This window comes from Salinibacterium sp. TMP30 (assembly GCF_038397785.1).
GTDB lineage: Bacteria > Actinomycetota > Actinomycetes > Actinomycetales > Microbacteriaceae > Rhodoglobus.
In genome coordinates this window covers 2,330,901-2,356,067 of the sequence record NZ_CP151642.1, presented here as the reverse complement: position 1 = coordinate 2,356,067, position 25,167 = coordinate 2,330,901, and the positions used below count along the sequence as shown (strand labels likewise).

At 61.2% G+C, this 25,167-nt stretch carries 27 protein-coding genes; 15 read left to right on the top strand and 12 right to left on the bottom strand.

Annotated elements, in window-relative coordinates; translation table 11 throughout:
• Positions 1–18 precede the first annotated feature (18 nt).
• Genes paaA through AADH44_RS11465 form a run of 7 tightly spaced genes read left to right on the top strand, consistent with a single transcriptional unit; the run spans position 19 to position 4,906 of the window.
• On the top strand, positions 19–972 hold the full coding sequence (gene paaA / locus AADH44_RS11495; RefSeq protein WP_341952967.1) for a 1,2-phenylacetyl-CoA epoxidase subunit PaaA: 954 nt from the start codon (positions 19–21) through the stop codon (positions 970–972).
• Entirely contained in the window at positions 969–1,277 is a 309-nt protein-coding gene (gene paaB, locus AADH44_RS11490) for a 1,2-phenylacetyl-CoA epoxidase subunit PaaB (protein ID WP_341952966.1), read from the top strand. Before paaA ends, paaB begins: the two co-directional genes overlap by 4 nt.
• Positions 1,274–2,080, top strand: a complete 807-nt coding sequence (gene paaC, locus AADH44_RS11485) for a 1,2-phenylacetyl-CoA epoxidase subunit PaaC (RefSeq protein WP_341952965.1) — start codon at positions 1,274–1,276, stop codon at positions 2,078–2,080. Before paaB ends, paaC begins: the two co-directional genes overlap by 4 nt.
• On the top strand, positions 2,077–2,601 hold the full coding sequence (paaD, locus tag AADH44_RS11480) for a 1,2-phenylacetyl-CoA epoxidase subunit PaaD (RefSeq protein ID WP_341952964.1): 525 nt from the start codon (positions 2,077–2,079) through the stop codon (positions 2,599–2,601). The genes paaC and paaD overlap by 4 nt, the downstream gene beginning before the upstream one ends.
• Complete coding sequence (gene paaE, locus AADH44_RS11475) at positions 2,601–3,701, top strand: 1,2-phenylacetyl-CoA epoxidase subunit PaaE (RefSeq protein WP_341952963.1); 1,101 nt, start codon at positions 2,601–2,603, stop codon at positions 3,699–3,701. Before paaD ends, paaE begins: the two co-directional genes overlap by 1 nt.
• 12 nt (positions 3,702–3,713) lie before the next feature.
• Positions 3,714–4,493 (top strand): enoyl-CoA hydratase-related protein, encoded by a 780-nt coding sequence (locus AADH44_RS11470; protein ID WP_341952962.1) that lies wholly within the window; start codon positions 3,714–3,716, stop codon positions 4,491–4,493.
• A gap of 50 nt (positions 4,494–4,543) precedes the next feature.
• On the top strand, positions 4,544–4,906 hold the full coding sequence (locus AADH44_RS11465; RefSeq protein ID WP_341952961.1) for a hypothetical protein: 363 nt from the start codon (positions 4,544–4,546) through the stop codon (positions 4,904–4,906).
• Here the strand turns inward: AADH44_RS11465 and AADH44_RS11460 are convergent.
• The 3 genes from AADH44_RS11460 to pdhA are packed head-to-tail and all read right to left on the bottom strand — an operon-like array spanning position 4,889 to position 8,315.
• Positions 4,889–6,208: a dihydrolipoamide acetyltransferase family protein gene (locus tag AADH44_RS11460; protein ID WP_341952960.1), complete on the bottom strand. Its 1,320-nt coding sequence runs from the start codon at positions 6,206–6,208 to the stop codon at positions 4,889–4,891. The two genes, AADH44_RS11465 and AADH44_RS11460, sit on opposite strands and share 18 nt — an antisense overlap.
• On the bottom strand, positions 6,208–7,224 hold the full coding sequence (locus AADH44_RS11455) for an alpha-ketoacid dehydrogenase subunit beta (RefSeq protein WP_341952959.1): 1,017 nt from the start codon (positions 7,222–7,224) through the stop codon (positions 6,208–6,210). Before AADH44_RS11455 ends, AADH44_RS11460 begins: the two co-directional genes overlap by 1 nt.
• Complete coding sequence (gene pdhA / locus AADH44_RS11450; protein WP_341952958.1) at positions 7,221–8,315, bottom strand: pyruvate dehydrogenase (acetyl-transferring) E1 component subunit alpha; 1,095 nt, start codon at positions 8,313–8,315, stop codon at positions 7,221–7,223. Before pdhA ends, AADH44_RS11455 begins: the two co-directional genes overlap by 4 nt.
• 179 nt (positions 8,316–8,494) lie before the next feature.
• On the opposite strand from pdhA, the gene AADH44_RS11445 reads away from it, so the two are divergent.
• The gene (locus AADH44_RS11445) at positions 8,495–8,929 is read left to right on the top strand and encodes an Lrp/AsnC family transcriptional regulator (RefSeq protein WP_341954999.1); all 435 of its coding nucleotides are present in this window, start codon (positions 8,495–8,497) and stop codon (positions 8,927–8,929) included.
• A gap of 536 nt (positions 8,930–9,465) precedes the next feature.
• Here the strand turns inward: AADH44_RS11445 and AADH44_RS11440 are convergent.
• A complete protein-coding gene (locus AADH44_RS11440) occupies positions 9,466–9,609 on the bottom strand; it encodes a hypothetical protein (RefSeq protein ID WP_341952957.1) in 144 nt (47 codons plus the stop codon).
• Positions 9,610–9,894: 285 nt separating this feature from the next.
• Between AADH44_RS11440 and AADH44_RS11435 the strand changes: the two genes are divergently transcribed.
• From AADH44_RS11435 to AADH44_RS11410, 6 genes are all read left to right on the top strand, one after another.
• The gene (locus AADH44_RS11435; protein WP_341952956.1) at positions 9,895–11,298 is read left to right on the top strand and encodes a cell wall-binding repeat-containing protein; all 1,404 of its coding nucleotides are present in this window, start codon (positions 9,895–9,897) and stop codon (positions 11,296–11,298) included.
• Between the two features lie 35 nt (positions 11,299–11,333).
• A complete protein-coding gene (locus AADH44_RS11430; RefSeq protein ID WP_341952955.1) occupies positions 11,334–13,214 on the top strand; it encodes a cell wall-binding repeat-containing protein in 1,881 nt (626 codons plus the stop codon).
• An 80-nt stretch (positions 13,215–13,294) separates the two neighbouring features.
• Complete coding sequence (locus AADH44_RS11425; RefSeq protein WP_341952954.1) at positions 13,295–13,579, top strand: hypothetical protein; 285 nt, start codon at positions 13,295–13,297, stop codon at positions 13,577–13,579.
• A gap of 82 nt (positions 13,580–13,661) precedes the next feature.
• Positions 13,662–14,171, top strand: coding sequence for a DUF6328 family protein (locus AADH44_RS11420; RefSeq protein WP_341952953.1), 510 nt, complete (start codon positions 13,662–13,664; stop codon positions 14,169–14,171).
• Between the two features lie 46 nt (positions 14,172–14,217).
• Complete coding sequence (locus AADH44_RS11415; protein ID WP_341954998.1) at positions 14,218–15,384, top strand: CoA transferase; 1,167 nt, start codon at positions 14,218–14,220, stop codon at positions 15,382–15,384.
• A complete protein-coding gene (locus AADH44_RS11410) occupies positions 15,381–16,550 on the top strand; it encodes an acyl-CoA dehydrogenase family protein (protein ID WP_341952952.1) in 1,170 nt (389 codons plus the stop codon). Before AADH44_RS11415 ends, AADH44_RS11410 begins: the two co-directional genes overlap by 4 nt.
• A gap of 139 nt (positions 16,551–16,689) precedes the next feature.
• Here the strand turns inward: AADH44_RS11410 and AADH44_RS11405 are convergent, their stop codons facing one another.
• The 8 genes from AADH44_RS11405 to AADH44_RS11370 form a co-directional block, all read right to left on the bottom strand.
• Positions 16,690–17,802 carry a PQQ-dependent sugar dehydrogenase gene (locus AADH44_RS11405; protein WP_341952951.1) on the bottom strand — a complete coding sequence of 371 codons (1,113 nt, stop codon included), beginning with the start codon at positions 17,800–17,802 and terminating at the stop codon, positions 16,690–16,692.
• Positions 17,803–17,841: 39 nt separating this feature from the next.
• Positions 17,842–20,136 carry a heavy metal translocating P-type ATPase gene (locus AADH44_RS11400; protein WP_341952950.1) on the bottom strand — a complete coding sequence of 765 codons (2,295 nt, stop codon included), beginning with the start codon at positions 20,134–20,136 and terminating at the stop codon, positions 17,842–17,844.
• Positions 20,136–20,360, bottom strand: coding sequence for a heavy-metal-associated domain-containing protein (locus tag AADH44_RS11395; protein ID WP_341952949.1), 225 nt, complete (start codon positions 20,358–20,360; stop codon positions 20,136–20,138). Before AADH44_RS11395 ends, AADH44_RS11400 begins: the two co-directional genes overlap by 1 nt.
• A 67-nt stretch (positions 20,361–20,427) precedes the next feature.
• Positions 20,428–20,709, bottom strand: a complete 282-nt coding sequence (locus AADH44_RS11390) for a metal-sensitive transcriptional regulator (RefSeq protein WP_341952948.1) — start codon at positions 20,707–20,709, stop codon at positions 20,428–20,430.
• 64 nt (positions 20,710–20,773) lie between these two features.
• Complete coding sequence (locus AADH44_RS11385) at positions 20,774–21,145, bottom strand: hypothetical protein (protein ID WP_341952947.1); 372 nt, start codon at positions 21,143–21,145, stop codon at positions 20,774–20,776.
• A gap of 98 nt (positions 21,146–21,243) precedes the next feature.
• Positions 21,244–21,825 carry a hypothetical protein gene (locus AADH44_RS11380; RefSeq protein ID WP_341954996.1) on the bottom strand — a complete coding sequence of 194 codons (582 nt, stop codon included), beginning with the start codon at positions 21,823–21,825 and terminating at the stop codon, positions 21,244–21,246.
• A gap of 172 nt (positions 21,826–21,997) precedes the next feature.
• Entirely contained in the window at positions 21,998–22,705 is a 708-nt protein-coding gene (locus tag AADH44_RS11375; RefSeq protein WP_341952946.1) for a hypothetical protein, read from the bottom strand.
• A 92-nt stretch (positions 22,706–22,797) separates the two neighbouring features.
• Positions 22,798–25,017 carry a DEAD/DEAH box helicase gene (locus tag AADH44_RS11370; RefSeq protein ID WP_341952945.1) on the bottom strand — a complete coding sequence of 740 codons (2,220 nt, stop codon included), beginning with the start codon at positions 25,015–25,017 and terminating at the stop codon, positions 22,798–22,800.
• Here AADH44_RS11370 and AADH44_RS11365 point away from each other — a divergent pair, their 5' ends adjacent.
• On the top strand, positions 25,018–25,158 hold the full coding sequence (locus AADH44_RS11365) for a hypothetical protein (RefSeq protein ID WP_341952944.1): 141 nt from the start codon (positions 25,018–25,020) through the stop codon (positions 25,156–25,158).
• Positions 25,159–25,167: the final 9 nt, after the last annotated feature.

Sequence of the window (25,167 nt, the reverse complement as noted above, 5' to 3'; positions counted from 1 at the left end):
AGTTGCAAAGGAGCCATCATGACAGAGGACGACTTCGTCGGACAGCGCCGCTTCGACGAACTAATTGCGAACGAGCAGCGGGTTGAGCCCACCGACTGGATGCCCGAGGGATACCGCAAGACGCTCATACGGCAAATCTCGCAGCATGCGCACTCCGAGATCATCGGAATGCAGCCCGAAGGCAACTGGATTACGCGTGCACCGAGCCTTAAACGCAAGGCCATCCTCATGGCGAAGGTCCAGGACGAAGCGGGCCACGGCCTCTACCTCTACTCAGCGGCCCAGACTCTCGGCGTCGACCGCGACACAATGTTCGAGCAGCTCATCACGGGCAAAGCTAAGTACTCCTCGATCTTCAACTACACGGCTCCGACTTGGGCTGACATGGGCTCAATAGGATGGCTTGTCGACGGTGCGGCGATCTGTAATCAGGTGCCGTTGTGTCGGGCATCCTACGGCCCGTACGGTCGCGCCATGGTGCGCATCTGCAAGGAGGAGTCCTTCCACCAGCGTCAGGGATTCGAGATTTTGCTCAAGTTGATGCGAGGGACCGAACAACAGCGTTCGATGGCTCAGGAATCCGTCAACCGCTGGTACGCCCCCGCACTCATGATGTTTGGGCCCCCCGACGACGATTCACCAAACTCAAAGCAGAGCATGGCCTGGAAAATCAAACGCTTTAGCAACGACGACTTGCGCCAGCGCTTCGTCGACATGCTCGTGCCCCAAGCCGAGATCCTGGGTGTCACTCTTCCCGATCCGGCCATCCGCTGGAATAAGGAGCGTGGCCACTACGACTTTGGCGAACTCGACTGGAGTGAATTCTACGAAGTGCTCGCGGGTCGCGGCCCCGCGAACAGCATTCGTGTCGAGCGCCGTCGGCGCGCTCACGAAGATGGTGCTTGGGTGCGCGTGGCCGCGCGTGCCTATGCCGAAGCCCGCTCCGTCGAACCAGAAAGGATCGCATCATGACCAGTCCCGGCGACTCCGGCGCCCGCGAGATGTGGCCTCTCTGGGAGGTCTTCATTCGTTCCGCACGGGGCTTATCCCATGTGCATGCAGGATCATTGCACGCCCCGGACGAGATCATGGCTGTTCGCAATGCGCGCGACCTCTATACCCGACGAGCTGAAGGTGTGTCCGTTTGGGTGGTCCCCGCTTCGAGCATCACCGCGTCGGACCCGGACGCCCGCGGCGCATACTTCGAGTCGCCTCAGGGCAAGGAATACCGCCACGCCAGCTATTACACCGAGTCAGATTCGGTTCCCCACCTATGAAGAGCAGCCATGTCGCATCCACGGCCATTACCCCGGAATCGATTGCCGGGGCGGGGGCAATAGCGTCCGAGGCGGTTGCACTGTACGCACTCGGGCTCGGTGACGATGCACTCATCCTGGCCCAGCGCCTCGGGGAGTGGATCACCAACGCACCCGAGCTCGAAGAGGATGTAGCGCTCGGAAATATTGGGCTTGATCAGCTTGGCCATGCACGAAGCCTTCTGACCTACGCGGGTTCTGCGTGGGGCAAGACCGAAGACGATCTAGCCTATTTTCGGGGCGAGCCAGAATTTCGCAACCGCCAGCTCTTTGAGCGCCCAAACGGAGATTTCGCTCAGACGATCGCGCGTCAACTGATCGCCTCCGTCTACTTCGACTCGCTGTACCGCGAGCTATCAACATCCACAGATCCGACGCTCGCAGCGATCGCGGCGAAGGCTCGCAAAGAAGTCGACTACCACCTCGATCACAGCGTGCAGTGGCTGAACAGGCTCGGTGGAGGTACTGAGTTCTCGCACGAGCGCATGCAGCGCGGACTCGACATCATGTGGGCGTGTGTCGATGAGCTCTACAGCGCGGATCCCCTCGCCGAGGATCTCAAAGGGATCTCCGTCGACCCTCAAACCCTGCGCGCCGACTTTGACGTCTTGGTGCCTCGCCTCATCACCGATGCTGGGCTGCAGATTCCGACGACTCCGCAGTCACGGGGGGGTGGTCGACTTGGACAGCATTCCGAGTCGCTTGGCCCGTTGCTAGCCGAGATGCAGGTGCTCGCTCGAGCCCACCCAGGGGCATCCTGGTGAGTGACGATGCCATCGAGCAGATTGCCCGACCCAGACCCAGCGGCACTCTCGAAAGTGAACTATGGGACTTGGCGGCGACCGTTGTCGACCCCGAGGTGCCAGTACTCACGATCGAGGACCTCGGCGTACTTCGCTCCGTACGGATTTCCGATCAGGGTGTCATCGTGCAGATCACTCCGACCTACTCCGGATGCCCTGCAGTCGACGCTATGCGGGACGACATCGTCGCGGTGCTCAACAAGGCCGGTCATTCTGAGGTGATGGTACAAGTGGTGCTCGCTCCAGCATGGACGACCGACTGGCTGAGCCAGTCGGGTCGAGACAAGCTCGAGGAGTACGGGATTGCAGCACCCGGACCAAGGCGCACAGACGGGGTTGTCAGCCTCGGGCTAGGCGTGCGTTGCCCGCACTGCGGTTCCCTTCACACCCGCGAAGCCGCAAGGTTCGGCTCCACATCCTGCAAGGCACTCTATGTGTGCCAGCGCTGTCAAGAGCCTTTCGATTACTTCAAGGAACACTGATGACAACCGCAACCAAGCGACGTGCGGCGTTCCATGAACTCACTGTGTCGGGAGTGCGCAAACTCACCGACGACGCGATCGAGGTCACATTCAAAGTTCCCGAGCAACTCGTCAATGACTACGATTACGTGCCGGGACAGTACATCGCCCTTCGCACAGAGCTTGAGGGCGAGGATGTGCGTCGCAGCTACTCAATCTGCCAGGCACCGGTCACCGGTGAGCTGAAGGTTGGGATCAAGAGGGATCTTGGTGGGCTGTTCTCAACATGGGCAGTCAGCAACCTGCGTGAAGGGATGCAACTGTCCGTGATGGTTCCGGAGGGAAAATTCACGTCCCAACTCGTCGCACCCCCCGCGCACTATGTCGCTATTGCGGCCGGTTCGGGCATCACACCGGTGATCGCTCTCATTGAAAGCGCGTTGCGCGCCGACCCGAGAAACCGATTCTCACTTGTCTATTCCAACCGCACAGCGATGGAAACGATGTTCGTGGACGAGCTCGCAGACCTGAAGGATCGATTTCCGGCTCGCCTCGCGCTTTACCACGTGCTCACGCGCGAACATCGGAGTTCCGAGCTGCTCTCGGGGCGGGTGGACGCCGACAAGCTCAGTGCGATCCTCGACGAACTTATCCCTCCTAAAGAAGTCGACGAGTGGTTCATCTGTGGTCCCTTCGACCTTGTACAGCTTTGCAGAGACACGCTCGCCGAACGTGGGGTAGCTGTCGCAGATGTTCGTTATGAACTGTTCACGGCCGGACGGCCGGATCGCATCAGTGGCCAGTCGGGGCGCCCGATTGTCGTTTCTGCGGAGCAGCCGCTACACACTGTCAAATTCCGGCTGGATGGGACGACTGCAACGGTCACTACGCCTATGCACAGCAACGAAAGCGTTCTGAATGCCGCTCTCCGGGTGCGCGGCGATGTTCCATTCGCGTGCGCAGGGGGCGTGTGCGGCACCTGTCGCGCAGTAGTCGTGAGCGGCAGCGTGGACATGGTCGAGAACTACGCATTGGAACCTGACGAACTTGCGCGCGGCTATGTGCTGACCTGCCAGTCCATCCCCACAAGCGACTTTGTTGAAGTCAACTACGACGCCTGAACCGGAGACACCATGCCGATCGAATTACACATTGCAGATGCCGTCGCGGAGATCGTGCTGAACGATCCCGAAAAACTGAACGCGCTTGATGAGGACACGATTTGCGAACTCACGGAGGCATACAATAGCGCACGGGACGCGGGCGTTCGTGCGGTCTTGCTGCGCGGTGAGGGCCGCGCGTTCTGCGCAGGCCGCGACATCTCGAAAGTTGACCCCGCAACGGATGACGCGACTGGCTACTTGGCGAACATTGTGACGCCACTACTGCGCACGATTGACGAGTTTCCGGCACCCACCTTCGCGGTCGCGACCGGAGCTTGCCTTGGAGTTGGGCTAGGCCTGCTGATCGCCTCCGACGTTGTCTATGTCGCCGATACTGCGAAAATTGGATCCCCATTTGCGAACCTAGGGGCGACTCTCGACTCTGGTGGTCACGCGCTGTTCTTTGAGCGTTTGGGTGCTCACCGCACCCTCGACCTCATCTACACTGCTGAGTTGATGCTGGGCAGCGAAGCGGTTGCCCTAGGGTTGTTCAGCCGGCTGGTCCCAGAGGCAGAGATTCTCAAATTCGCTCGGGAGCGCGCACACCGGGCGGCCACTGGTGCGACCAGCGCCTTCCTCGCAAGCAAGCAACTCGTTCATCGTCTGCGCGACGATCGAATCGGGCTATGGGCCTCGATCGATGAGGAGAACACTGCGCAGGGAGAGCTGTGTGCGAGCGTTGACTACCGCGAGGGCTTCGCTGCATTCCAACAGAAGCGTAGGCCCGTCTTTGGCGGCAGCGGCCCCTGACCGATACCGTCTGGATCATTCTTCGGTTTCTAGCGGGTCCTGACGATATCATGTTCCCCGGCCGCGCGGCTACTGCCAGTCGCGCAGAAGTAGGTAGATCGCGCAGCCACGCCTCCGGGCTCCGTTGGGGCGGGTCGTACTGCGCCATGGCGTGTGTCGGCGGTATTAACTATGCACATCCGATCCAGCTCGACGACCTCTTCGGCGGGCACGTCCTACTCGTGCGCACCGACACCTGCAAGGTGAACATTCTGGTGAGTGTGCACAGCACTGATGCTCACAACCCCAAGCTCTCAAGAGCCATCACATTCTTTCCCATTGTGATCGTGCTGGATGTCGAGAGAAGGCGAGAATTGTCTCTGTCTGGAAACCGTGGTCTGACGGCGATGCTTCGCTCAGATCTGCGCGAATAACCGCGCCGGTGACTGTATGGCGTCGACAACCGACCGAAGGAAACCGGACGCATACCCCCCGTCGCAGACGCGGTGGTCGAACACCATGGACAACTGTACAATTCGGCGCGGAATGATCGCTCCGCCCACGACCCACGGGCGCTCGATCATCCTGCCGACCCCGAGCATCGCCACCTCGGGGTGATTGATAATCGCAGCCGAACCATCGACCCCCAGGCTGCCGTAGTTGTTGAGGGTGAAAGTCGAACCCGACAACTCCGCTGGAGACAGCCGTCCTTCCTGGGCATCTTCGGCAAGCCGGCGAATGGCCGTGTCAAGATCGGCGATGCTGTCACGCTCAGCGTGCCGCAGCACCGGGACCATGAGTCCCCGGGGCGTGTTGGCGGCGATGCCCAGGTTGACTCCGTCGAACTCGAGAATCTCCGAGCCGTCCTCGCTTAGGCGACCGGCTAGCACGGGGTACTCGGCGAGGGCGAGAAGCACGAATTTCGCGATGAAAGCAGTGAGAGACGGGCGCCCATCGCCCATCGCCTGCCGCAGCTCCCATAGCGCCGTCGCGTCGACATCCACCCAGACGGTAGCCTCCGGAATCTCGGTGCGACTCCGGGATAGCCTCGCGCTGACGGCCTTGCGCAGCATCCCCATCGGTTCGCGGCGAACCACCTCGAGGTCAGCGTGTGCTGGCACGGGGAGCCTAGCCGCTGTGCTTGCCGAGTCCTCGGATGTGGCAGCGGCCTTCAGTACGTCCTCACGGCGGATGACGCCATCGGGGGCCGTCGGGACAATAGTGAGTAGATCGATGCCCGAACTGCGGGCCAGTCGACGCACGATAGGGGAGCGCACCGCTACGGGGCCGCTGCGCGCAGGCTTCGTCTTCAATGGTGTTGCGGCCGGGACGAGAGCGGGAGACGTCACCCTCCGGCGAGTGCGTCCGCTCGAATGCCGCACCTTCGTGCCGTAGCCAATGAGCACGTTTCCCGAGCCGGCCTGCTCTTCTTCCCGGTGAGCCTCAAGCTCTACCTCGATCGGAGCGCTCGGGGCTACCTCAGTCGTCACTGCGGCACCGTTGTCTACCTCGAGAAGTGGCGCACCAACATTGAGCATTTCCCCTTCCTCTCCATGCAGAGTCGACACTGTGCCTGCGTATGGGCTCGGAACCTCGACGATGCTCTTCGCTGTCTCGACCTCGGCGATTGCCTGGTCGATCGCGACGCTATCGCCGACAGCGACGATCCAGCGAACTAGGGCCGCCTCCGTGAGTCCTTCGCCGAGGTCGGGCAGATAAAAGACGTTGATGGCCATTAGCTGTCCCAGTTGAGTGAGTCGACCGCATCCAGCACTCGGTCGACATCAGGCAAGTAGAAGTGCTCGAGCCTGGGAGGGGCAAACGGGATGTCAAAGCCCGTTACCCGACGCACAGGTGCTTCAAGCCAAGAGAAGCAGCGCTCCGAGATCCGGGCGGCGATTTCGGATGCCATGCTCGCGAAGCCCGGCGCTTCGGCAATCACAACGGCTCGGCCCGTGGAGCGCACTGCTGCGTCGATAGTGGCGTCATCGTAGGGCGACAGAGTCCGCAAGTCGACGACTTGGAGGCTACGACCCTCCGCGGCAGCAGCGTCGGCCGCCTCTAAGGCGATGGGCACCGAAGTGCCGTAGGCGACGAGCGTCGCATCCGTACCCTCGCGGATCACCCTTGCCTTGCCTATCTCGGCGGTGCTGGAGGTATCAACCGGACCTTTCGCCCAGTAGAGTTTTTTTGGCTCCAAGAAGACGACGGGATCAGGAAAGCGGATTGCTTCACGCAGCAAGCTGTAAGCATCTTGCGGGGTCGAGGGAGCGACCACTGTCAAGCCGGGAGTGTGCGCGTAGTAGGCCTCCGAAGAGTCGCAGTGGTGCTCAACTCCGCCGATTCCGCCCGCATAGGGGATGCGAATAACAATCGGCAGGCGCACGGCGCCGCGGGTGCGGTTGCCCATCTTCGCGACATGGCTGACTACTTGCTCGAAGGCCGGGTAGGCGAATGCATCGAACTGCATCTCCACTATGGGGCGAAGACCGTTCATTGCCATGCCGACCGCGGTGCCCACGATGCCTGACTCAGCGACTGGAGTGTCAAAGCATCGTTTCTCACCGAATTGGCCAGTAAGTCCGTCTGTTACGCGAAACACGCCACCTAGAGCACCCACATCTTCACCAAACACCACGACACAGTCGTCGGCAGCCAGTTCGTCAGCGAGAGCTCGATTTAATGCCGCAGCCATCGACATGGTCTCTACCCCGGTGTCGACCTTTGCCGAGTTCTCCTGCAGCATGGTCATGATTTCGCTCCATCTTCTGATCGTTCGAGTTCGCCCTGCAGCGAAGCCCATTGCTCATCGAGTTGAGGTGTGCTGGTGGCGTAGACATGGCGGAAGAGCTCACCGGCATCAGGTTGGACGTCGGTGTTTAGTGCGTCACGTAAAGTCGTCGCGATTTCGTCAGCCTCGGCAGCAAACGCAGTCTCCTCGGCGTCGTCGAGCGCGTTCTTGCCACGCAGGTACTTTCGCAGACGAACCAGGGGATCCCGAGCGGCCCAAGCCTGCACTTCCCCGCTATCGCGGTAGCGAGTGTCGTCGTCCGCGTTGGTGTGCGCCTGCATGCGGTAGGTGTGGGCCTCAACGAGGGTGGGCCCACCCCCGGAACGGGCGCGATCCACAGCGATGCCCAGCACAGCCAACAGTGCAGCGAGGTCGTTGCCGTCGACCTGTTCCCCGGGCATCCCGTAGCCCGCGGCCTTGTGGGCAAGGGATTCCGCAGCGCTTTGTTTAGAAAACGGCACGGAGATGGCGAATCGGTTGTTCTGCACGAAGAACACAACCGGCAGGTGAAAGACCGCAGCGAAGTTCATGGCTTCATGAAAGTCCCCCTCGCTGGTCGCGCCGTCGCCGCATAGGGCCATCACGACCGTGGGCTCGCCCTTCAGTACAGCCGCGTGGGCAAAGCCCACCGCATGGATGAGTTGCGTCGCGAGCGGAGTTGATTGCGGTGCCACCCTAAACTCGTGCGGGTTGTAGCCGCAGTGCCAGTCGCCTCGCAGAAGTGTCAACGCATCGGCGGGCGCGATTCCGCGCAGCATCAAGGAGACAGAGTCCCGGTAGGTAGGAAACAGCCAGTCGCCATCGTCAAGCACCGAAACCGCGGCGACCTGGCACGCTTCCTGACCGTACGACGACGGGTACACTGCGAGCCGTCCTTGTCGCACCAGCGCGTAGCACTGATCGTTGATCCGCCGTGAGACCACAAGCGAGCGGTATCCGTCAGTGAGAGCCGTCGGGCTTGCAGCTAAGTAGACATCATCCGAGTCCGCTTTTCCATCCGCGTTGATCAACTGCACGGGGACGTCCCGCGGTAGCAACTGACGATGGCTCATGATGATCTCCATTGATTGATGCCGGACTGCGATAAACGTTTTGCAACTCAATCATCGGTTCTTGAGTAACAGCGTCGCAATAAGACTCAAGAATGTTAGACGGAATGCTATTGATAACGGTAGATTGAGTCAGTACTTCCAACCAATCGGCTTCCAACTGAGGGGATTCACCTGTGGATTTGGACGAAGTTGATTCGCGAGTGCTCGCTGAGCTTCGGAAAGACGGCCGTGCCTCAATCAGCGCGGTCGCTCAAGCGACTCATATCTCGCGAGCGAATGCCTACGCGCGGGTGAACCGTCTCATCGAGTCACACGTGATTACCGGATTCGGAGCGCGAGTTGATCCAGTTCTCGCGGGCCAGCACTCGTCGGCCTACGTGACCCTCACGGTCAATCAGGCTTCATGGCAGGAGATGCGAGCTCGTCTTGCCCAAATCCCTGAGGTGGTGCACGTCGCACTTGTCGGCGGCGATTACGACGTCATGCTTCTGGTGCGCGCGCGCGACAACGGCGACTTGCGTCGAGTAGTGCTTGAGGAACTGCAGGCAATCCCGGCGGTGCGCACCACGAAGACCGCACTCATCTTCGAGGACTTCGAGACGATTCAGGCCTGAGCGGCTAGGTGATCAGGGATCAGATGAGAGTTACCACACTGAACAGCTCCTTCAGCGTCAGGCCGATCGTTTTCGTTCTGCCCAGGATGAGTTCGACGATGATCGCTTTGGCATCCGCCGCTACGAACACGCGGATCCAGCGACGACCGCGATCACCGTATCTCTGAGCGGCTCAAGTCTCCGCGCGAGGGCGTACAGCGAAGGCGTGTGCGCTTCGGCGGTTGCGGTCGGAAATCAGATGACTGAGAATCCACAACCGACACCAACACTCGCCAGAGTTATCTCTGCACGGAGCAATTGTGCAGCAGACAGGGTTCCAGCTTGATGGACGATCGTCTTTTGCGGAAGATGCAATAGAACAGACTCGTGATGCTGTTAAGTCGAGACATTCCGCGGCAGGCAGCCATGGTTTTGTTAGGCAGGCCGTCGATGAACTTTGCAGGGACGCGAGCGAAGCCTTCAGATCATGAAACGGGATGAGTGCCAACCCAGCGTTGGCCGTGTCCGCGTTGAAGTTCGATTAATGCTTGCTAAGGCTATCCGGTTGTCGTTGTCAAGTGGCAGAACCGCGCGCGCATCGATCGGGCTGGTCGCTCGGCAACACTCGCCAGCACGTTACCGGTCTCGTTGATCGCGATCAGCAGACACCGGGTGCCGCTCCAGATTCCGGTACGAGACACGAGCCAGAATTTGCACGAAGGGCCACGACTAAGCATCATGGACCATACCGACCCCCACTTTGGCCAGCAATCACATGCTCAGATCAAGATCCCATCCACTCTTTTGGCCTATATTCCGGTGGGGCTGGCCCTGGGCTGTCGGGATCGTGATTCGAATGCGGCGCCTCCCTCAAGGCGCCGTTTGTTCATTCGCAGAAAAGCTTCATGTGACGCTGCTGGTTCGCATCGAGAGCCCCCGCAAAGGGGGTCTCGATGTGCGCGCTAGTGTCGCGTAGCCTTGCCTTTGTGAAGAAAACCGGGGGGTTTCGAGCGCGGCGCATGGTCGTCCGTTGGTTGGGCGTGCTCGCCGCCGCGGCACTTCTCGCATCAGGATTGGCCGTTTCCAGTGCATCACCCGCAACTGCGGCTGGGGAAAACACGATTCTTTCACTCGTGAATCAGGCCAGAGCTGCCGAGGGTCTTGGCCCTCTTAAGCTCAATGCCGCCATGAGTTCGGTGTCGACGGCGTGGGCGAACAAGATGGCCTCCAATGGTTCAATGACGCACAACCCATATTTCTCGAGTCAGATCCCTAGCGGGTGGAGCAAGGCAGCCGAGAACGTTGCCCGAGGGTTCTCGTCGCCCACCGCGGTACACAACGGGTGGATGAATTCATCAGGGCACCGAGCAAACATCTTGGGTGATTACACCGACATCGGTATTGCGTTCGTGACATCGGGCGGAACCACGTGGGCGGTCGAAAACTTCGGCAAGTACGGCGCGAGCGTTCCCGCACCCGCGCCTCCTGAAGGGGTAGAGCGGCTCTCCGGTTCCAATCGCTATGCGACTGCGGTCGCGATATCTCAGCAGTACTCGCCAGGAGTGAAGGCTGTCTATGTGACAACCGGGGCGAATTACCCAGACGCACTCAGTGCTGCACCTGCAGCGGCAAAGCAGGGCGGGCCACTTCTTCTCACTCCTCCAACGGGGATACCGAGCACTGTGCGCGCCGAGATCCAGCGTCTGCGACCTGACCTTATTGTCGTCGTTGGTGGTACGGGCGTGCTTTCGGGTGCGATCTACTCGCAACTTTCTGTTCTGGCTCCGAACATTCGGCGTGACGGTGGGTCCAACAGGTACGAAACTTCCCGCATCGTGATCGATCGGGCCTTTACTTCGGGAACCGAAAAAGCTTTCTTCGCGACAGGTGCCAATTTTCCAGACGCGTTAAGTGCAAGCGCCGCAGCTGGAGCCACGGGAAGCCCTGTCTTTCTTGTCGATGGCCATGGACGTTCAGTTGATGCTGCCACGTCTGCGCTTATCGAGAAGCTTGGCGTTACTTCAGCGGTAATCGCTGGCGGCACAGGAGTTGTTTCCGCACAGATGGAACTGTCGCTACGCGCCCAGCCCGGTGTGGATTCGGTGGTTAGGTACGCCGGCTCAAACCGGTACTCAACGTCGAACGCAATCAACAGCGAGAGTTTTTCCACGGCTCCACAAGCCTTCTTTGCAGTGGGCACCGGATTCGCGGATGCGCTTGCCGGCGCCGCCTTAGCAGGACGCAACTCAGCTCCACTTTATGTTGTGCCCAGCAATTGTGTATCTGCCGACGTCGTCCGCAACCTAGAAGCCTTCGAAACCACGAGTCGAGTGCTTCTTGGGGGAAGCGCAGCACTGGGCAATGGCGTCGTGTACTTGAGCCGCTGCTAATGGTTGAGGAACACCGGCGGCTTCGAGTGCGACGCATGACCGCCCGTTTGGTCGCTGTGCTCGCTTCGGCGGCGCTTCTCGCTTCAGGCTTCACCGTTGCGAACGTGCTGCCCGCAGCTGCTGTTGGCGATGAAACGACTATTTCTCTCGCGAATCAAGCAAGAGCCATCGAAGGTCCTGGTCCAGTTAAGTTCGACGCCTCGATGAGCACCGTTTCGACGGCGTCGGCGAACCAGATGGCGGTATCTCAATTGTTTGCTCAGCTGGTCGTCGCAACACCGAGCATTACCGCCTATGAGCGGTCGTACTTCGAACACTGGGTTGACGCTGACTCAAACGGATGTGACACCCGCCACGAAGTTCTTATCGCGGAGTCGATCACGCCCGTAGTGAGAGGCACCGGGTGCACAATAACTTCGGGCACCTGGTTCTCCTGGTACGACGGGGTGACGTGGACAGATCCATCGGATGTCGACATCGATCACATGGTGCCGCTGTCTGAAGCCTGGGACTCGGGAGCTGATCGGTGGACTGCGACGCAACGCAGGGACTTCGCGAACGATGTGACCCTGGATGTCGCGCTAGAAGCGGTCACTGACAACGTGAACCAGAGCAAGGGCGCAAGTGATCCCGCATCGTGGTTGCCACCTGACGTTGACGTCCAATGCCGATATGTAACCAGTTGGATTCTTGTCAAGTTCCGCTGGGGCCTAACAATTGATGGTGCGGAACGGTCCGTGTTGAGCGACATTCTCACCGGTGAGTGTGGCGCTGCCCTTGTGGTGGCTCCATCGACAGCGAACACGATGAGCGCACTGCCCGAGCCGGGAGTGGTTCGACTCTCCGGTTCCAATCGGTATGCGACCGCCGTTGCGATTTCTCAGCAGTATCAGCCCGAAGTAGATGCGGTCTATGTGGCAACTGGCACGAACTACCCGGATGCCCTCAGCGCAGCTCCGGCGGCAGCGAAGCAAGGTGGCCCCCTTCTTTTGACTCCCCCAACAGGGCTACCCAACAGTGTGCGTGCCGAGATCTTGCGCTTGCAACCGTCCCTAATCGTTGTTGTGGGGGGTGCGGGTGTCCTTTCGAGCACAATCTATGCGCAACTGTCTGCGCTGGCCCCGAACATTCGACGTGATGGTGGAGCCAACCGGTACGAGACTTCCCGAATTGTGATCGATCGAGCCTTCCCTGAGGGCGCTAGTAAGGCTTTCTTTGCGACCGGGGCGAACTTCCCGGACGCGTTGAGTGCGAGTGCCGCCGCTGGAACGACGGGAAGTCCGGTGTTCCTGGTGAATGGTCTCGCTGGTGGAGTAGATTCCGCGACAGCGTCGCTTATACAAAAGCTTGGCGTGACTTCTGCCGTCATTGCAGGTGGAACTGGAGTCGTGTCATCGCAGGTGGAACGCTCACTGCGCGCGCAGCCTAGTGTAAATACGGTAGTGAGGTATGCCGGCTCCAACCGCTACGCAACGTCGCGCGAGATCAACCGCAACAGTTTCGCGGCGGCACCACAAGCATTCTTTGCTGTGGGTACCGGATTCGCGGACGCGCTGGCGGGTGCGGCCTTGGCAGGACGCAACTCAGCGCCCCTGTATGTTGTGCCCTCCACTTGTGTGCCTGCCAATATCGTCGATGATCTCACGGAATTGGGCACCACGAATCGCGTGATTCTTGGCGGAACCGGAGTGCTGAGCAATAACGTCGCAAACTTGACCCGGTGTGGAAGTCCACCGCCGATTGTAATTCCGAGCAATCCGGGCGACTCCAAGAATTGCAGCAGCTTCAGTGCCTGGGTCGCCGCACAAAACTGGTACAACAACTATTTCCCACACTACGGTGACGTTGCGCGGCTAGATTCAGACAATGATGGAATCGTCTGTGAATCACTGCCGGGTGCACCCCCTAGCCCATAGGCGCTCATCGACTGAACAGCTTGAGCGCTCTCGCAGTTAACACGGTGTCGCTAAAGTACTTGCCAGCGAGGGAGCCAGCCATGAAGACCGATTTCACGAAGACGCTCGACTCATATGCGGCGCGCCACAACCAGTTCCGGATTGTGGATGCTCCGCCCCTGCACTACCTGATGGTTGATGGGCATGGTGCGCCCGGTGGCGACAGCGAGTATCCCGATGCCCTCGCGACCCTGCACGAGGAGTTCATCCCCAAGCAGGGGCTGCGCATGACAGGTAAGCACCACGAGATTTACTTCAACGACTTTCGCAAAGTCGAGGCTTCCAAGCTCCGCACGATTCTGCGGCAGCCCGTTGAACGTATCTAGTGCACGACATTACGAATGACTCCGTTGTACTGTCGGCAATGTTCGCCACGCCGCCGGGTGCGAATCTGTTTACGATATGGGGATGAGCGCAAACATGCCGGATACCGTCTCCCACAGCGACGATAGAGATGAGACTGCGATAGAACGGAGCGACCGCAACTGGACGGAGATCCTGCAAGAGCTGCGGGTCATCCAGACAGGAACCCAGATCCTCACCGGTTTTCTACTGACGCTCGCGTTTCAGCCCCGGTTCAGCGAACTCGACCAGTATCAGGTCGTGCTCTATCTGGCCCTAGTGGCTGCAGCAGTGCTCGCCACAGCGCTCGCGCTCACCCCCGTGAGCCTGCACCGTGCCCTCTTCGGTCGGAGAGCTAAACCGCAACTGGTGACGTTATCCGACCGGCTGCTCAAGCTCACCCTCGTTGTCGTGTCGCTGACTATAGCGGGCACAGCGATGCTCATCTTTGATGTGGTTGTTAGTCGGACGGCAGGACTCACAGCGGGTGCGGTGGCCGCTACTCTGACAATAGCGCTGTGGCTTGTGATGCCGGCCCTCGCCAGAAAATACCTGTCCAACGTGCAACACAAATGAGCGAGGGGTGAGAGTGGTGACACGGGAGGAGCGTGCCGCGGGCGCTATAGACACAGTCGGCAGAGACGTCAGCGCGCCATTAGCGGGCATCCGCGTCGTAGATTTCTCTCGAGTTCTCGCCGGGCCTTACGCATCGATGATGCTCGCCGACCTCGGCGCCGACGTGATCAAAGTCGAGTCGCCCTCCGGCGATGACACCCGATCGTGGACACCACCAGTCGATGACACCGGCAGGGGCACATATTTTTCGAGCGTCAACCGCAATAAGAGATCGATCGTGTGCGACCTGCGTGATCCGGAAGGCGCGGCCGAAGCGCGCCGGCTGGCCCTGAGCGCCGACGTGCTGATTGAGAATTTCCGCCCAGGAACAATGAAGCGGTTCGGGCTGGATTTTGACGAACTCGCGGCCGAGAATCCGTCACTCGTCTACTGTTCCATAACAGGTTTCGGGGCCGGGGAGGGCGCGCACCTCCCCGGCTATGATCTGCTCGTCCAAGCCGTCGGCGGTTTGATGAGTGTTACCGGCGCTCCCGACTCTGAGCCCACCAAGGTTGGTGTGGCACTGGTCGACGTGCTCACCGGCCAAAACGCGGTGGTGGGCATCCAGGCCGCGCTGCGGGTTCGCGATCACTCAGGGATTGGTCAACGCGTCGAGGTGAACCTGTTGTCGTCCTTACTGTCCGCGCTCGTCAATCAAGCGTCGGCGGCACTGAACACAGGGGTATCACCCCAGCGGATGGGCAACGCTCACCCAAGCATTGCGCCGTACGAAACATTCACCGCGTTGGACGGACCCTTTGTGATCGCCGTCGGAAACGACAGTCAGTTCAGCAGGCTTACTGAGCTGCTCGGCCTGCCCGAGCTAGCGGGCGACCCTCGCTTCGCACACAACGAAAATAGGGTAGCGAACCGTGACGAGTTGCGAAGCATTCTTGAGAATCAATTGATGACCGAGGTCGCTGCGCACTGGGTTCACGCAATGACGACCAAGGGTATTCCCGCTGGTCCGGTTAATGACATCGGTCAGGCGATCGCATTCGCCGCCAGTCTCGACCTCGAACCGGTGACCGAAATTACAGACTCCGGCCGCATCAGCCAGCAGATCAGTAACCCGATCACCTTGTCGCGCACTCCCGCGCAGTACCGTCTAATACCTCCAGATCTCGGACAACACCAGGGCGCCGCGTGGCTGCCCGCCGAAGGGACACAATGACCTCGAACTCTGTTTCAGAGACCCTGCTTGGCCTCGATGCGATGCTCACGGAGGAGGAGCGCAACTGGCAGGCGAAAGCTCGAACCTTTGCGTCTCAGCGGGTAAGCCCGACGATCGAGAAAGACTTTGAGGATGCCGTCTTCCGACGCGAGTTCGTGGCCGAACTTGGTGCCTTGGGGATGCTGGGCATGCACCTCACGGGTTACGGTACTGCCGGTGCGAACGCGACGAGTTACGGCTTAGTTTGTTATGAGTTGGAGGCCGCCGACACCGCATGGCGAACCTTCGTGTCTGTGCAGGGCTCGTTGGCGATGAGTGCGCTGGCCTACTTCGGCTCAGAAGAACAGAAGGAGCAGTGGCTGCCGTCACTGGCATCCGGAACTTCGATTGGCTGCTTCGGCCTCACCGAACCGACCGGTGGCAGCGACCCTGCCGGGATGCTGACGCGGGCCACGAAGTCAGGCGACGACTGGGTGCTCAATGGTTCCAAGCGCTGGATCGGGCTTGGCTCGGTCGCTGATGTCGCGATCGTGTGGGCCCAGACCGAGGAGGGTGTGCGCGGCTTTGTGGTGCCGACAGACACCCCAGGGTTTCGCGCCGTGGATATTGAGAGTAAGCATTCGCTGCGGGCATCCATTCAGTGCGACCTGTTCTTCGACAACGTTCGCCTCCCCGCCTCGGCGCAGTTGCCGGGAGCCCGTGGACTGTCGGCCCCGTTCCGCTGCCTAAATGACGCCCGGTATGGCATCGTCTGGGGTGTGATGGGGGCGGCGCGCGATTGTCTCGACGTGGCCGTCGAGCGTTCGAAGACCAGAGAGGCGTTCGGAAAGCCGATCGGTGCGATGCAACTCACGCAGCAGAAACTTGCCAACTCATTCGTTGAGTATGAGAAGGGCATGCTGCTCGCACTTCATCTGGCGAAGCTGAAGGATGCCGGCGCTCTCACTCCTGAACAGATCAGTGTTGGCAAGCTCAACAACGTTCGCGAAGCAATTGACATCGCCTCGACGGCACGCAGCATTCTTGCTGGCGATGGGATCACTGGCGATTTCTCTGTCATGCGCCATATGAACAATTTGGAGTCGGTGCGCACCTACGAAGGCACCGACGAGATCCACACGCTGGTCCTTGGTCGCGCCCTCACTGATCACGCTGCGTTCCGGTAACCGGCGTGCTTGCAGCATCCGACTCGGAGCACACCAGCAACCTGAGCATCCTGCGCCGCGACTCTCGCCTTCTTCGCTCCGATCGCTATCCGTAACCGCGATACCGGCACCGGCTCAGACACGAAGTAAGACAATCACATTAGTCAGCAGGCACTAATGTCACCTGCAGGATGCGGTCGTCGTTCTCGCGTGGTTCGCCCCTCCCATCAGTGTTGTTGGTGAGTACCCACAGACTGCCGTCGGGCCCTGGCGTGACATCGCGGATGCGACCGAAGGTTCCGGCGAATGCGGCTTCGGGGGCTGTCGTCGCGTCGTCGGGGTGTATTTCCCACAGCCTCTCACCGCCGAGACCTGCCATGAAGAAGGTTCCCTGAACGTAGGCGAGTCCGCTCGGGCTTGCGTCATCGGTTGCCCACTCGTAGGCGGGCGGTTCGAAGCGGGAATCCGCGGAATCCCCTTCCACTGTCGGCCACCCATAGTTGGAGCCTGCGTGGATGATGTTTAGCTCATCCCACGCGTTTTGGCCAAACTCTGCAGCCCAGAGCTGTCCGTCTGCATCCCAGGCGAGGCCTTGCGGATTCCGGTGCCCAAGGGAGTAGATGAGTGACCCCGCGATTGGGTTGTCAGCGGGAACAGAACCGTCAGGCGTCATCCGCAGAATCTTGCCGTTCAGACTGTTGAAGTCTTGCGCGGATGCTGGCTCACTTGCATCGCCGACTGTCGCGTACAGCATTCCATCGGGCCCAAACGCGATACGACCGCCGTTGTGAACGCGCGACTTTTGGAGTCCGGTGAGGATCTCGCTGCTCGCGCCGAGGGAGTACGCGCCCGGTTCGCCCTCAAGGTCGAAGCGAACGATGCGGTTGTCGGTCGCGGTGGTGAGATAGGCGTACAGCGAGGTGCCGTCGAGGGTGGCGAGACCGAGCAGGCCACCCTCACCGCCGGGGGCAGCATCACCGACAATGCCGACTTCTCGGAATTGGCCGCCCGACGTCAGCTCCTTTACGAGACGAGTGTCTCGTTCACTAACGAGAGTTGACCCAGACTCTAGGCGCACCATCGACCAGGGTGCGGCAAGCCCGGAGATCACAGTCGTTGGCGTAGCGTCTGGGTCGATTGTCACCGAGGCGCGCACCTCGGGGGGAGTTCCCGTTTCTGTCGCTGGCGGTGGCTCGACCTCTGTAGCTTGAGCGCACCCTGCTAGCAGCGCACACACGAACAGTGGGGCGAGAAGACGAAGGCGTAAACGCATGCGACTATCCCACCCCACATTCCAGAAAGATGACAGTGCTTAGGCCGATCCGGCTCGTGTGCTGCCTGTGAACCTGCGCAACCGCAGGCTGTTCATGACGACGAACACTGAGGAGAACGCCATCGCCGCGCCCGCGATGAGGGGGTTCAGTAGCCCGAGCATGGCGATCGGCAGGGCGGCGACGTTGTAGGCGAAAGCCCAGAACAGGTTGCCGCGAATAATGCCGAGGGTGCGTTTTGCGAGCCGGACGGCGTCAGCGACCACGAGCAGGTCGCCGCTCACGACGGTGATGTCACTGGCGGCAATGGCGGCATCCGTTCCGGCCCCCATGGCGATGCCGAGGTCGGCTGCGGCGAGTGCGGCAGAATCGTTCACGCCATCACCGACCATGGCGACAACGCGCCCCTCGGCTTGCAGCTGGCGAATAACGTCGAGCTTTCCTTGGGGGGTGATCCCGGCGTGCACGTCGGTGATCCCGACGACGGACGCTACGGATGCTGCGGCTCCCGCGTTGTCGCCGGTGAGGAGCACGGGGCGCAGGCCGAGGCGAACAAACTCGGCGATGGCATCCGCGCTGGATGCCTTGACGGTGTCCCCGACAATCAGCACACCTCGGGCGTGACCATCCCACGCGATGACCATTGCGGTGGATCCGGCGGCTTCCGCTTTCTCGACGAACGCGAGTGCGGCATCCGATACCGTCACGTTCTGGTCGGTGGTGAGCCAGGAGGCGCGGCCGACCAATACGATGGTTCCGTCGACGGTGGCCTGCACTCCGCTGCCAGAGTGCGCCGTGAACTCGGTGGCAGTGGGGAGGTCGATTCCGCGTTCTAAGGCTGCGCCAACGACGGCACGGCCCACTGGATGCTCGGAGCCAGCCTCAACGGCGGCCGCCCGCGCCAGCACGAGCTCCTCGTTTTCGCCGTCAAGGACTTCGATGCCGCTCATGCGCATCTCGCCGGTGGTGACGGTTCCGGTTTTGTCGAGCACGATGGTGTCAACTGCGCGGGTCTGTTCGAGCACTTGGGGGCCGCTGATGAGGATGCCGAGCTGCGATCCACGACCGGTGCCCACGAGCAGGGCGGTGGGTGTTGCGAGCCCGAGGGCGCAGGGGCAGGCGATCACGAGGGTGGTGACGGCGGCTGTGAAGGCAAGTTCGATGGGCCCACCGGCGATCATCCACCCGACGAAGGCAACAACGGCGAGTACGAGTACGACGGGAACGAAGATTGCCGAAACCCGGTCTGCGAGACGCTGGATGTCGGCTTTGCCGGTTTGGGCATCTTCGACAAGGCGACCGAGGCGTGCCAGTTCGGTGTCGCTGCCGACGCGGGTGATCTCGACGAGGAGTCGGCCGCCCACGTTGAGGGTTGCGCCGGTAACGCGGCTGTCGGGGCCCACCTCGACGGGGACTGATTCGCCGGTGAGCATGCTCTCGTCAACAGCAGAACTGCCGTCGATGACGAGCCCATCGCTGGCGATTTTTTCGCCCGGGCGAACGATGACCCGGTCGCCGACGACGAGCGCTGAGACGGCGACATTTTGTTCGGTGCCATTGCGCAGCACGGTCGCATCTTTGGCGCCAAGTTCGAGTAGGGCACGGAGGGCGGCCCCAGATTCGCGGCTCGCGCGTGCTTCAATGTATTTGCCGAGCAGGATGAAGACGGTGACGGCGGAGGCGACTTCGAGATAGATCTCGCTTGATCCGCCGTGGGGCGTTCCGAAGAACGTCATTGTCATGTGCATTCCGGTTTCGCCGGCGCCCCCAAAGAAGAGCGCGTACAGCGACCAACCGAAAGCGGCGAGCACACCCAAGCTGATGAGGGTGTCCATCGTTGCGGTGAAGTGGCGGGCGTTGGTGGCGGCGGCCCGGTGGAATGGCCATGCCCCCCACACCGCGACCGGTGCTGCGAGAGTGAGTGCCAGCCATTGCCAGTAGGTGAACTGAAGTGCGGGGATCATCGACATCAGCACGACCGGGATCGTCAGTGCAGTGGAGATCAGTAGGCGGCGCAATAGTTGTGAAGCCCAGTCGTCGTTGGCGTTTGCGGAGTCGGAGCCCTCGCCAGTGCTGTCTCGTTCGTGAATGGGAACGGGGATGACCGCGCTATAGCCGGCAGCCTTCACCGTTTCGATGAACAGTTCTGTGTCCGCGCCCTCGGGCGCCCGAACACGGGCCTTCTCGGTGGCGTAGTTCACGCTGGCTTCGACGCCGGGGAGCTTGTTGAGTTTGCGTTCGATGCGGTTGGCGCACGATGCGCAGGTCATTCCGGTGATGTCGAGTTCGACATCCGTGAGGTTGATGCTGCCCGGTGCGAGGGGCTCGGCGGTCATTAGAGGCTCTTCACGAGCGTGTAGCCTGCCTCCTCGATTGCGGCGCCGACGGTTGCGTCATCAAGCGGGGAATCAGAGGTGACAGAAACTGTGGAGGGCAAGCCCGAGGCGAGGTCGACCGAGACGGCGGTGACGCCATTCACTTCGGTGAGTTCTTCGGTGACACTGCTCACGCAGTGGCTGCAGGTCATTCCTTCGACGAGGTAATCGGCGGTGTGTGACATTGGTTCTCCTTTGGTTGCCGCAGGCGTGAGACGCGGGCGGAAGTTTTTTTGCGGACGGATGTGCTGGTTAGGAACGTACGAGGCGCGCGATGGCGGCACTCGCTTCGCGAATCTTTTCGTCGGCGACGGCGCCACCTTCTCGGCTGGCTTCGGCGACGCAGTGGCTGAGGTGGTCATCGAGCAGGGCAAGCGCAACAGACTCGAGAGCTTTCGTGGCGGCAGACACTTGGGTGAGCACGTCGATGCAGTAGGTGTCTTCTTCGACCATGCGATGGATGCCGCGAACCTGGCCTTCAGCGCGACGCAGGCGCTTGAGCAGTTGCTCTTTGTTCTCGTCGTAGCCGGGCATTTCGTTCCTTCCGCATGGATACCCCTTAGGGGTATCTCCATTAGACGCCTGGAGCGCGCGAAAGTCAACCGGCGAACAAAGCCTTTGCGAGTGCGGTCTCGAATTCGGCAACTGACCCGGCTAGGGCATCCAGTTGGCTGTCGCTGAGTACGGCGGCGATGCTGCCGTCGTCGTGGTGGGCGAGCACGACGGGCAGCCCGGTGCTGAGAACAAAGTCGCTTTCGGCTGGCGTTATTTCGTTGCGGTGGCGAACCTCAAAAGGAACGCCGAGGCGGGTGACCATGGCATCCCATTCGGGTTTGCGACGGATGGGCGAGTGGGTGATGTCGCACAAAGAGCAGGCGGTGATCCCCAGAAGATGCCCGATGACGTAACGAGTTTCGCCCCAGATGCCACCGTCGGCGTTGTAGATTCCGGTGTAGCGGATGATCGCCATGATGCCTCCTGGGGCAGGGCTGTGGGTCGGGTACCTACTTACTGTGTAGTTCGGAGACCTGACTAACCCCTGATGGGTGTGTAATCCAGTTCACACAACTACTTTCCTCGGGCGGGGACGGTGTGTGCCCGAGCGGCTCGTGCTTTTCTGAACAGCATCACTGCGGTGACTATCGTGACGAGGGTAAGGGGTATGAAGATTTGGCCGGGGTTTGTGGTGATCCAGGTCGACAGGTGGCTAGCGAAGTCTGTGCTGAGGATGCTGCCGACGCCGTCGTCGTACAGATAGGTGAGGAACAGGCTGTACGGGTAGCTGATGATGATGGCAACGGTCATGGTGATGATGCCAATCCCTGTTGCCGCTGCATAACCACGCCCTCTGACGGGTGTGCGCCCGGAGCCGTGTGCGAAGAGTCCGAATGCTACGACCATAGCGATGGGTGTGGTGGCGACGGCGGCGATGGGGGAGTTGAGCCCGAAGACGGCAACAAAGGCAGCAGCGATCGGCGCGGTGAGGAGTCCGAAGAGAATTCCGCGGGTAAAGCTGTACGGCTTCACGGGCCGCGGCAAGATCTGGCCTCCACCGTCCTCTGCGTTTCTGACGGACGCGATTGCGGCTTCGGCTTCGAACATGCGCCCCTTTGCGGTCGCGTAGCTTCCAGGGCTGGGGTTTATGAACATACCTGACACGGTGATCACCTCGGAGGTTGCGGCGAGAATCTCTCGCCAGACAACTTTTCGATATTGCTGAGAATAGCTAAGTATTTCTCTGAATACAATTCTCGGTGAGATCTGTTGCTGATGTCAGGGTTCTTGCTGTTGAGCCAGCGTGCTCTGTAGCTCGGGGCCGTGCCTACCCCCGAATGGTTTTGTAGATGAACTCGCGCAAGTCCTTCCACAGGTGTTTCTTGGATTGCAGTTGTTCGAGTGGTTTGCCGTTGAGAAGGATGCCAGGGGACGAAGAATTGATGGTCATGACGTGGTTGGCGAATTGGTTTGCGGCGTTCGCTGAATTCTTGGCGGATGATGTCATTGCGTTTCGCGAAGTCTCTAGGTGGCTGGCGGCTGATGTTGCAACAGCGTTGGCTTTGGCCATGAGGTTGTCGCGGTGAACAGCGAGGGCCTTGGCCGCATTCATGACTACCGCGAGTACGGCGAGGACAGCGGTAATGGTGAGGGGGACCGCAACCTCTTCTGGGCGACTGGGAAAGGGGAGCTCGACGCGTCCGGTGAATAGGTTTTCGATGATGCCGCTGGTGCCGCCGCCGGCAACGAAGGTGGTGTAGGCGTCAGCGAGCAGTCCCGAGATGGCCCCGAGGATGGTGGCGATGGCACCAACGACGAGGGCGAATAGAAAGTCGCGGCCTCGACTGACTGGGCCATGTGAGCCTAGGGCGAAGAGTTGAAATGCCGCAAACATCCCAATCGCGGCGACTGCGGCCGCGATCCCAGTTCCCAGCAGGCCGACGATAACGGCTGCGGTGATGGCGAGGGGTATTGCCAGCACTGAGAGGAACGCGCCGAGGGCGAAACTGTGGGGCTTCGTGTAGGAATCTGACACTGCGGCGACCTCCGATCGCACTGCAACTGCAGCGTTGCATTAGCTTCCAGAGTAGCTTTTTGCCGGCCAGACGGCACGATTTCTTGTGGGAGCTAGCCGCGCCTCGCGAGTGCGAAGGGGAGCACCGCTTCTGCTCCGGCTTCGCGGAGTGCTTTGGCGGCGATGGTGAGGGTCCAGCGGGAGTCGACGAGGTCGTCGACGAGCAGGATGGGGCCGTTGGGTAGCGGGTTGCCTGCTGCTGATGCGGTGCCCTCGGTGTTTCCGGCTTCACCGCTACCACCGGCCCATTCGAATTGCCCCCACACACTGGCGAGCCGGTAGGCACTGTTGCCGCCGGGTTCACCTTGCGGTCCGGCACCGGTGAGCGAAAGCGACCCGAGGTAGGGCAGCTTGCCGGCGCTGGCGAGGGCTTCGGCGACGGATGCCACGAGCTGTGGTCGGCTGCGTGACGGCATCGAGATGACGGCGACGGGTCGCTCCTCCCAGCCCCAGTCGGCGAGTACTCGCACGCAGGCTGCGATGAGGGCGGGGCTCGCGGGCGCGTCGGGGGTGCCGGGGGCGAAGAGGGTGCGCAGGGTTCCGCCCCAGCCGAGGTCGGTGAGGCGGGCGAGGGCGCGGCCTTCGCTGGCGCGCTGGTCGGGGTTGATGCGTCCGCGCACGGGCACGCCGAGTTTGTCGGCTCCGGTGGGCCATTGGGCGCGGGGTTCGATGGGTACACCGACTTTGTCGAGGGTTGCGGCGGCGCGGGTGGTGGCATCCGTGGTTATGTCGGTGGGGTACCAGATGCCGGCGCAGTTGTCGCAGCGGCCGCAGGGGGTGGCGGTGTCGTCGTCGAGGGCGCGTTGCAGAAATTCCATGCGGCAGCCGTCGGGGCCGGCGGGCAGTTGTTCGTAGTCGAGCATGTTCTGTTGTTCGGCGCGGCGGGCGGCGGTGACTCCGGCGTAGCGTTCGGCGTCGTAGCTCCAGGGTTGGCCGGTGGCGGTCCAGCCCCCTTGCACTCGGGCGACGGCACCGTCGACATCCAACACTTTGAGTAGTAGTTCGAGGGGGCTGCGGCGCAGGTTCACGCGCGCTTCGAGTGCGGGGGTGGAGACGGGTCCGGCGCCGGAGTTCGCGGCGGCGGTGAGTTCGGCGATCACGAGTTCGGCGTTGGTCTGGTCGGGCATGGATGAGGTGGCGAAGTATTCCCAGATGTCGCGGTCTTCGGGACCGGGCATCAATAGCACGTCGGCGTTGTCGGTGGCCCTGCCGGCGCGGCCTACTTGTTGGTAGTAGGCGACGGGGGAGGACGGAGCGCCCAGGTGCACGACGAAGCCGAGGTCGGGTTTGTCGAAGCCCATCCCTAGCGCGCTCGTTGCCACGAGTGCTTTCACGGTGTTGTCTTTGAGCGCTTGTTCGGACTCTTCGCGTTCTTGGGGGTCGGTTTTGCCGGTGTAGGCGCGCACATCCATGCCGCTATCGCGCAGCAGCCGGGCGGTGTCTTCGGCGGCCGAAACGGTGAGCGTGTAGATGATGCCGCTGCCGGGCAGTTCGGCGAGGTGGCTGAGCAGCCAGCCGAGTCGGGCGCGGGCGTCGGGCATCCGCAGCACTCCGAGACGGAGGGATGCCCGGGCGAGCGGCCCACGAATGGTGACGACCTCGGTTCCGGCGTTCTTGCTGGCCGTGTGGTTGCCGCTGTAGTTTGTGTCGCCGGTTTCCGCGCTGCCTTCGAGTTGCGCGGCGATGTCGGCGACGACTCGGGAGTTGGCTGTGGCGGTGGTTGCCAGCACGGGGACTCCGGCGGGCATGGCGGCGATGAGTTCGCGCAGGCGGCGGTAGTCGGGCCGAAAGTCGTGGCCCCAGTCGCTGATGCAGTGTGCTTCGTCGACGACGAGCATCCCGATGCGGCTGATCAGCGCGGGGAGCTGGTTATCGCGAAACGACGGATTGTTGAGTCGCTCGGGCGAGACGAGCAGCACGTCGACTTCGTCGTTGGCGAGTTGCTGTTGCACCTCAGCCCACTCGTGCGGGTTGGTCGAGTTGATGGCGACCGCACGCACACCGGCACGGGATGCCGCGGCAATCTGATCCCGCATCAGCGCAAGCAGTGGCGACACCAGTACCGTCGGGCCCGCACCTCGGCGTCGCATCAGCAGCGTGGAAACGAAGTAGACGGCGGACTTTCCCCACCCGGTGCGCTGCACAACGAGTGCGCGGCGACGCCCATCGACTAGTGTCTCGATCGCCTCAAACTGTCCCTCATGAAAATCGGCAATGTCATTGCCGACAAGCGTGCGGAGAACGGTGAGGGCGTCGGTGCGAGTATCTGTCACGTGGCTAGTGTGTCAGGGGGTGCTGACTTTCTGACGTTTGCAGTGATCCGAAAGAAGCATGTCGGCGGCCTTGGCCCTCAAGCGCGCGCGATTGAGGCTGGCGGTACTATCCTCATTGCAGGGGTCGAGTCGCTCAAATAGATGGCCTTT